A 5,950-nucleotide genomic window follows, 5' to 3' on the forward strand; every position below is an offset into this window, starting at 1 on the left:
GAAATCATCCTCTCGTTCTCTTCCCTCTTTTCCTTTTTAGATATCTTGCAGTAATTGAAAAAAAGCGGTTTCATGTATTTTTGCGCTTTCTGTGGTAAGCCAAAACTCTACCTTATAATTCCCCTTTTTCAACCCTTTAAGTGGAGCGGTAAACGTCTTTTCCTCTCCCTGTTTTAACGTTTCCCAAGAGACTTCCTGAGCAAATAGTTTGTCGATCGAATAATGCTGTACTTTTTCCCCTTTGTCATTCCAGATTATATAGTCGTATCGCTGACTGGTATTGAACCGTAAAGCCTGCTGTCGTTCCGTCTGGTTTTTGACGGTGAAAACAAGTGAGCCTTTTCCGTCATATGCGAGTGTGCTTTCAATGGCCCCCGCCCAAATCTGGTCCTTCCCTTTGTCCGTTATGGTGATTGTGCGGCTCTCCTGTTCCCAGCCCACTTCTTTTCCCAACGCTTCGCTGATGAATCGAATCGGTACGTAGGTTGTGCCGTTGTAAATCATCGATACCGGTACGTTCTCTTCACCGTTATTGAACGTGCCTGATTTCGTCTCCTGCCCGACTTTAATCGTCACGGGAGTTACATCCACCAAGATTTGCGTAAGTGCGGGTGCCGCGTAGCTGATTCCCGCCGTCATCACACTTCCCATTGCCAGACCTATCGCCATCGATTTGAGGTTTACTCTCTTCATTGTCTGTCCCTCCCAGCGTTGTTATTATTTTGACGGATGCAGGCTTCGTTACGTGTGCATTTTGCGTCGTTTCCCGTTCATCTTTCCGCGAAATTTTTGATACAATAAAGCGGTGAGGAGTGATACATAAATTATGAAGATAGGATCGCACGTTTCATTTTCCAAAAAAGGACTGCTGAACGCGGTAGAAGAAGCGATTAGCTACGGCTCTACCTCGTTTATGGTGTATACAGGCGCGCCGCAGAACACCCGGCGCAAACCGATGGAAGAACAATTCGTCGAAGAAGGTCTGGAGCTGATGAAGAAGTACGGCATCGATGATATTGTCGTCCATGCCCCGTATATTATCAACCTCGGCTCTTATAAACCGAACACGTTTGAACTCGCTGTATCGTTTCTACAGGAGGAAATTAAGCGCGCCGAATATCTGGGCGTCAAGAATATCGTTCTCCATCCTGGGGCCTACACCGACAAAGACGCCGAATATGGCGTCAACCGGATTGCGGAAGGATTGAATGAGGTGCTGCACACCGGGCAAACCGTCAACATCGCGCTTGAGACGATGGCGGGCAAAGGATCGGAGATAGGCCGCAGCTTCGAAGAATTGGCGGCCATTATCGACAAGGTGGAGCTGAACGATAAACTGACCGTTTGTTTCGATACGTGCCATACGCATGATGCGGGTTATGATATTGTCAATGACTTTGACGGTGTCATGGAACAATTTGACCGTATTATCGGACTGGATCGTCTGGCTGTATTCCATATTAACGACAGCAAGAACTTCCGCGGTGCGGCGAAAGACCGGCATGCGCCGATCGGATCAGGCCTTATCGGTTTTGATGCCATCAACTATATCGTCCACCATGAAGTCGCCAGGGACAAGCCGATTATTCTTGAGACGCCGTGGATCGGCAAAAACAAAGCCGATCAATCTCCGATGTATGAAGTAGAAATTGCGCTGCTGCGCGGTACGGTAAAAGAGCGTTTTACAGAAAACTTCCTGGATGACGTTGAACTGCTGACATCGTACTTCACCAAGGAAGGCATCGACCGGCGCGAGTATATCGTTCAGAACTGGGAATGGCTGCAGGACAAAAAATTAAAGAAAGAGGACCCGCGTGAACCGCTAGAGAAGCTGTTTGATACGGTAACCCGCGCGGAACTGCTGCCGGACGAGTCTGAGGAAGGCATTAACAAACGTATCATCGCCTGGCTGGCTGGCATAAACGCATAGTAACGTCTTCTAGCAAAAAACAGAGTCCCCGAAACGAAAGAAACACCCTTCGGTCGGACCGGCAAAACATCCGGGTATCTCGAAGAGGGAGACAGTTGCCGGTCTTTTTCTCCCTTCGGGCCCCACGCTCCACACGGAAAAAGCAACGGTCGGCACACGCCTCGCGAGTTTTTCCCGGTTTACGGATGGAGGGAAAGTATATGTTGCTTTATCACTATAAAGCAACATATACTTTCCTACACTATTAACAAAAGCCGCATTAACAAAAGCCGCTCCCGAAAGAGCGGCTTCTTGTTTTTATCTATTATTACTCTCTCCTACATCCTGCCTCTTACACTGTTGCCACTTCGACCTGCGGAAGCAGGTTTTTGACAAATTCACGTTCTTCTTCTGTCAGCTCGACCAGCGGCAGGCGTACGCCGCCGACATTTATCCCCTGCATGTTGAGCGCAGCCTTGACCGGTGTCGGGTTGGCTGTGATAAACAATCCTTCGAATACGGGTAGCAGTTTACGGTGCAGTGCGCTTGCCCTGGCGACTTCTCCGCCGGCAAACGCCTGAATCATCTCGCTCATCTCACGGCCAATCACGTGACTGGCTACGCTGATGACGCCTTTGCCACCCACGGACATACAGGGCAGTGTCATGCTGTCGTCACCGGTATACAATACGAAATCATCCGCCGTCTGCTCGATAATCTCAGACATCTGGCCCAGATCGGAGTTTGCCTCCTTAATAGCGAAAATGTTCCCTACATCGTTTGCAAGACGGATGGTCGTCTCCGCTTTCATATTAATAACGGAACGGCCCGGAATGTTGTACAATAAAACCGGAAGCTTCGTACTTGCGGCAATCGTTTTAAAATGCTGATACAAGCCTTCCTGGGACGGTTTATTATAATACGGCACCACCAGCATAACGCCGTCCACACCGCATTCTGCAGCCTTTTGTGTGAGTTCAATGGATGCAGCCGTGTTATTGCTGCCCGTCCCGGCAATGACCGGAATGCGGCCGTTTACAATTTCAACTACATGACGGAACAGGTTCACTTTTTCCTGCCCTGTCAATGTCGGGGACTCACCCGTTGTACCCGCCACCACCAGCGCGGTCGATCCGGTGGCAATCAAATGCTCAACCAGTCTTTCCGTTTGCTTCCTATCCACATTCAATTCCGCATCAAACGGCGTCACCATCGCGGTTACCAATCTTCCTAAATCAATCATCCCAATTCCTCCTCATCGTCGTGTCCAATGCGCGTCTCAGAAAAGGAACATACGGACCCGCGCCTACAAAAAATCCCCTAACCGGATGATTAGGAGAATACAGGCGAAAAAATAAAAACATCTACAACACGGGTCGTAGATGGACAATGAACTTCAAGCTCACCCCATCTCCGTATCTCCTGCAAGATAGCGCACCACGCGTAACCGGAACATACGCGTGACAGTTCTGTTCCTATTCGGATACAGCCCCAACCCGTCCGGCCGGAGAACCCGGACAAGCTTCGGCGGTCTTTCCTTTCCCCTGCGTTCACCGATGTTCTCCACATCTCCCGCAGCGTACTCTTAAATCCCGCGACCTCTACCCCATCAGAGCGTTGATGAGGCTTTATGAATATAAAGTTGTATTGATGTTAGTATAGTGAACTTCCCGCGCGAGGTCAAGGAGAAATTGGAGAGAAATTTCTATATTTCATCCCTTATTCTCTGCCCCATCTCTGACTATTTCCTCAAGGAACACTTCTACCAGCTTCGTCCGTTCCGCATGCGCCGGATAAATATAAGACAATCTGCGCAGAAACGAATCACCTTCAAGCGGCAGTTCGGCAATCTCTCCATGTTGCAGCGGTTTTTTCACCACCCAGCGGGACAGCAGTGTAATGCCGAGTCCCGCCGCCACTGCCTCTTTGACGGCCTGATTGCTGCTTAATGTAATTTTCTTCTTTACGCTAAGTCCATGCGTTCGGATGACATGCTCCGAATAGACACGGGTTCCCGAGCCTTCTTCCCGTACCACCCATATTTCATCATGCAGCGCATCCGGAGTAATAGGCCCGCGTCCCGCCAGCGGATGCTCTGTCGGTGCCACTAAAACCATTTCATCTTTCATGAATGGAACGATCCGCAGCTCTCTGTCGCTTGTCTGCCCTTCAATCAAACCAATGTCCATCTGCAACAGCTTGACCGCTTCCACAATGCGCTTCGTGTTGCCGATCGTTACCTCCACTTCCACATGCGGATAGCGGCGGCGGAAGTCTGCCAGCAGAACGGGCAGCACGTACTCACCAATTGTAAAGCTCGCGCCTATGTGAAGCTTTCCTGTGACCCGATGCTGGTGGGCGTAAATGTCCTCTTTTGCTTTTTCATATAGATTAAGCATCTGTTTCGCCCGTTCGTACAGTATCTCTCCTGCATGGGTTACATACAGGTGTTTGGGTGAACGGTCGATGAGCTTAGCCTGAAATTCGTGTTCAAGATGCTTAATATGCAGGCTAACGCTGGGCTGGGAAAGCCGCAGTTTCTCTCCGGCCCGGGTAAAATTCTTCTCTTCCACTACAGCGACGAATGTGCGCAGCGCATCGTAATGCATGCCTCTTCTCCTCTTATCATTAAAAAAATTAATCTTTAAGATAATATAACTATATTTCATTTATGTTTCAATCTCTCATCTAGTGAAAACGGGAGAAAGAAAACACGAAGATGAGTGAAATGAATCAGAAAGGCGGCGTCAATATGCCGGGCTTCGGACTGGTGCTGATCTACGTGCCGGGCCTCACCTGATAAAATTAAGAAAAACTCGCGGACGTTGCCGGTCTTTCTCTCCTTTAAGGGTCACACGCTCCACACGGAAAAAGCAACGGTCGGCACACGCCTCGCGCGTTTTTCCTACACTATAAAAAAAACAGTTCCCGACTCACTTATTCGGGAACTGCTTTATATGGCTCTTTTTACTCGTCCGCCAGCGGATGTTGTCCGCCTTCCCACGGATTTTTGAAGAACGCTTCCACATCCTCGCGCTTCACATCGTCAATGGATGCCGGATTCCAGCTCGGATTGCGATCCTTGTCAACCAGCACGGAGCGTACACCCTCGTAGAAATCATGGCTGTGCATGAAATGCATGCTCAGGTTCATTTCCATGCGGAAGCAATCAGCGACAGCCATCTCTTTCCCACGGATAAGCTGCTCAAGCGCCACCGCCATTGAAATCGGCGACTTGCCGCGCAGCGTTTTCGCGGTCTCCTGTGCCCATTCGTCGCCTTCCTGGGCCGCTTTCTCAAGCGAAGCCAGAATGTCGGCTACCGAATCAAATCCAAAATGACGATCCACCTTTTCCTGTACGCGTGCAAGCGGCGCTTCCGGAATGTCGGTCGCCGCATATTTCTTAATGATCTCACGCAGCTTGACCGCCGTCTCTTCCCGGCCGCCGGCCTGTGTCCAATCGAATGCCTGCACATCCTGTTTCAATGCGCCCCATTGCTCCGATTGGATATAATAATCGGCGGCGCCAAGGTATACTGCGTCAGCCCCGTTGAACAAGTGAGCCGTCAGCGCCAGATAGCGGCCCATGTGGCCCGGCATTTGATTTAAGAAATAGCTGCCGCCTACATCAGGAAAGAAACCGATATTCATCTCTGGCATGGATAATTTCGAGCGCTCAGTCACCACACGGTGGCTCGCAAAGATAGACAGGCCAATTCCCCCGCCCATGACAATACCGTTCATATAGGCAAGAATCGGCTTCGTGTAGCGGTGCAGAGCCAGATTCATTTTATACTCAATTGAAAAGAAGTCCAGCGCATGCTTCTCCACATTATCGTCGCGTTTATCATAGAACGAACGCATATCGCCGCCCGCACACAGGCCCCTCTCACCGGCACCTTCAATCAGCACAAGCGATACGGCAGAATCACGCTCCCATTCGGCCAGCTTCTTGCTGATTTCTTCGACCATATAAAGTGAAAGGGCGTTCAGCGCTTTCGGACGGTTTAGCAGAATACGGCCGACACCGTTTTCTACATT

5 protein-coding genes and 1 riboswitch are annotated in these 5,950 nt (G+C 50.0%); of the genes, 1 reads left to right on the top strand and 4 read right to left on the bottom strand.

Annotation, left to right across the window (positions count from 1 at the left end; translation table 11 throughout):
* Nucleotides 1-36 precede the first annotated feature (36 nt).
* The gene (locus B2899_RS02620; protein ID WP_286883867.1) at nucleotides 37-693 is read right to left on the bottom strand and encodes a BsuPI-related putative proteinase inhibitor; all 657 of its coding nucleotides are present in this window, start codon (nucleotides 691-693) and stop codon (nucleotides 37-39) included.
* 130 nt (nucleotides 694-823) lie between these two features.
* On the opposite strand from B2899_RS02620, the gene B2899_RS02625 reads away from it, so the two are divergent.
* Entirely contained in the window at nucleotides 824-1,930 is a 1,107-nt protein-coding gene (locus B2899_RS02625; RefSeq protein ID WP_146809293.1) for a deoxyribonuclease IV, read from the top strand.
* 331 nt (nucleotides 1,931-2,261) lie between these two features.
* Here B2899_RS02625 and dapA read toward each other — a convergent pair whose 3' ends face one another.
* The 3 genes from dapA to B2899_RS02640 all read right to left on the bottom strand — a co-directional run.
* Complete coding sequence (dapA, locus tag B2899_RS02630) at nucleotides 2,262-3,152, bottom strand: 4-hydroxy-tetrahydrodipicolinate synthase (RefSeq protein ID WP_146809292.1); 891 nt, start codon at nucleotides 3,150-3,152, stop codon at nucleotides 2,262-2,264.
* A 179-nt stretch (nucleotides 3,153-3,331) separates the two neighbouring features.
* A riboswitch (Lysine riboswitch) is annotated at nucleotides 3,332-3,521 on the bottom strand.
* Between the two features lie 100 nt (nucleotides 3,522-3,621).
* Nucleotides 3,622-4,518 (bottom strand): LysR family transcriptional regulator, encoded by an 897-nt coding sequence (locus B2899_RS02635; RefSeq protein WP_146809291.1) that lies wholly within the window; start codon nucleotides 4,516-4,518, stop codon nucleotides 3,622-3,624.
* A 358-nt stretch (nucleotides 4,519-4,876) separates the two neighbouring features.
* On the bottom strand, nucleotides 4,877-5,950 hold a 1,074-nt coding region (locus B2899_RS02640; RefSeq protein ID WP_286883871.1), incomplete at its 5' end, for an enoyl-CoA hydratase/isomerase family protein.

Source organism: Aneurinibacillus sp. UBA3580, assembly GCF_002375825.1.
Taxonomy (GTDB): Bacteria; Bacillota; Bacilli; order Aneurinibacillales; family Aneurinibacillaceae; genus Aneurinibacillus; species Aneurinibacillus danicus.

Excerpts from the sequence above, each read along its gene's own strand:
- B2899_RS02620 (WP_286883867.1), bottom strand. The coding sequence starts at position 693 with ATGAAGAGAGTAAACCTCAAATCGATGGCGATAGGTCTGGCAATGGGA.
- dapA (WP_146809292.1), bottom strand. The coding sequence starts at position 3,152 with ATGATTGATTTAGGAAGATTGGTAACCGCGATGGTGACGCCGTTTGAT.
- B2899_RS02635 (WP_146809291.1), bottom strand. The coding sequence starts at position 4,518 with ATGCATTACGATGCGCTGCGCACATTCGTCGCTGTAGTGGAAGAGAAG.